Source organism: Kitasatospora sp. NPDC001539, from assembly GCF_040298565.1.
Lineage (GTDB): Bacteria > Actinomycetota > Actinomycetes > Streptomycetales > Streptomycetaceae > Kitasatospora.
Map to the genome: position 1 here is coordinate 1 of NZ_JBEPAK010000447.1, position 2289 is coordinate 2289.

The window sequence follows — 2289 nt, forward strand, 5'->3', positions numbered from 1 at the left end:
CCCGCTCTTCTGTTCTGTGGCCGCTCGCGGCCCCGGCCGGGCCGCCGCGCCTGCAGCCCGGGCCGGCCCCGCCCCCCCGCGGCCCGCGCCCCCCGCCCCGGCTTCGTCCCCGTCCGCCGCGCTGCGAGGATGTGAGTTCAGGAAGTTCAGCCGGCCGAACGGGGCCGGCCGGGGCCGCGGGGGACTACACCTGTATGGCGCGCCCCGGGAGAAGCAAGGGAGGAAGAACAGCATGGTGGTCACGCTCGCCAAGGGTGGGAACGTCTCGCTCACCAAGGCTGCGCCGAACCTGACGCAGGTCCAGATCGGCCTCGGCTGGTCCGCCCGTTCGACCACGGGCGCACCGTTCGACCTCGACGCGAGCGCCCTGCTCTGCGCTGGTGGGCGGGTGCTCGGTGACGAGTACTTCGTCTTCTACAACAACCTCAAGAGCCCCGAGGGCTCGGTGGAGCACCAGGGCGACAACCTCGTGGGCGGCGACGACACTGGCGACGACGAGCTGATCCTGGTCAACCTGGAGCTGGTCCCGGCCCAGGCGGACAAGGTGGTCTTCGCGGTGTCGATCTACGACGCGGAGGCCCGGCTGCAGAACTTCGGCCAGGTCCGCAACGCCTACATCCGGGTCGTCAACTCCCTCGACGGCGAGGAGATCGCGCGCTACGACCTGTCCGAGGACGCGTCCAGCGAGACCGCGATGATCTTCGGCGAGCTGTACCGGTACGCGGGCGAGTGGAAGTTCCGTGCGGTGGGCCAGGGTTACGCCTCGGGCCTGCGCGGCATCGCGCTCGACTTCGGCGTCAACGTACAGTGAGGGCGCAAAACGGACTTATCGCATCCGACTCACGATCATGAGAACAGAGGGCGGTGCGGGGGTGGCCTGACCGGGCCCGGGCCCGGTCAGGCGTCTCGGGACGAGGTCGACCCCGGCACGGCCAGAAACCCGAAAGGTAGCCAACTCCCGTGTTCCTCCGCACATTCGGCTGGTCGTTCGCGATCACCGCCATCGGCCTGGTCGCGGCCGGACTGCTCTGGGGAGCCCAAGGCTTCGGCATCGTGCTGATCCTCTCCATCCTGGAGATCTCCCTCTCCTTCGACAACGCGGTGGTCAACGCCACGGTGTTGAAGCGGATGAACCCGTACTGGCAGAAGATCTTCCTGACGGTCGGTGTGCTGATCGCCGTCTTCGGCATGCGCCTGATCTTCCCGCTGCTGGTCGTCGGCCTGACCGCGAAGCTCAACCCGGCGACGGTGATCGACCTCGCGCTGCACTCGGACAAGACCTACAACGGCCTCACCTACGGCCAGTACCTGGAAGCGGCCAACCCGGCCATCGCGGCCTTCGGCGGCGTCTTCCTGTTGATGATCTTCCTGGACTTCGTGTTCGAGGAGAAGGAGCACAACTGGCTGAGCTGGCTGGAGCGCCCGCTGGAGAAGGTCGGCAAGCTGGACGCCCTGTCCAGCGTCGTGGCCCTCGTCGCGCTGGTGCTGGCCTCCCACTTCTTCGCCGGGGAGCACGCCGAAACCGTTCTGCTGGCCGGTGTGCTCGGTCTGATCACCTACCTCGTGGTCGGCGGCCTCTCCTCGATCTTCGAGTCGGGGCTGGAGGAGGAGGCCGAGCGCGAGGAGGAGGCCGAGAAGTCCGGCAAGTCGGTCGCCCAGGTGGCCGGCAAGGCCGCGTTCTTCCTCTTCCTCTACCTGGAGGTGCTGGACGCGTCGTTCTCCTTCGACGGCGTGGTCGGCGCGTTCGCCATCTCCAACGACATCTTCCAGATCACCCTCGGCCTCGGCATCGGCGCGATGTACATCCGCTCGCTGACGGTCTTCCTGGTCCGCAAGGGCACCCTGGACGACTACGTCTACCTGGAGCACGGCGCGCACTACGCGATCGGCGCGCTGGCGGTGATCCTGCTGGTCGGGATCAAGTACCACATCCCGGAGATCGTCACCGGCCTGATCGGCGTCGCGTTCATCGGGCTGGCGCTGGCCTCGTCCATCGTGCGCAACCGGCGTGCGGGCGCGGAGGAGGAAAGGGAGCTGGTCGGCAGCAAGTAGCGGGGAACTGGTCGGCAGCAGATGGCCTGCCGGGCACGCGCGACGGCCGCCTCCGGGATTCCCGGGGGCGGCCGTTCGCGTTGCGGGGAGGGGGTGGCGCCGGTGTCCCGCGCTCCGGCGCCGGCGTCCCGCGCTCGGGCGCCGGCGTTCCGCGCTCGGGCGCCGGCGTTCCGCGCTCGGGCAAGGCCGCACACTGACCCCGCCCCCCTTAGGAGCCACCTTGACCATCCGCGTGAT

2 protein-coding genes are annotated in these 2289 nt (G+C 68.9%); both read left to right on the forward strand.

The window, feature by feature from the left end; translation table 11 throughout:
* The first annotated feature begins 232 nt into the window (after positions 1-232).
* Complete coding sequence (locus ABT247_RS33085) at positions 233-811, forward strand: TerD family protein (RefSeq protein ID WP_350750240.1); 579 nt, start codon at positions 233-235, stop codon at positions 809-811.
* A 149-nt stretch (positions 812-960) separates the two neighbouring features.
* Complete coding sequence (locus tag ABT247_RS33090; protein ID WP_350750242.1) at positions 961-2052, forward strand: DUF475 domain-containing protein; 1092 nt, start codon at positions 961-963, stop codon at positions 2050-2052.
* Positions 2053-2289 lie beyond the last annotated feature (237 nt).

Coding starts and splice junctions, on each gene's coding strand:
- ABT247_RS33085 (WP_350750240.1), top strand. CDS start 233: ATGGTGGTCACGCTCGCCAAGGGTGGGAACGTCTCGCTCACCAAGGCT.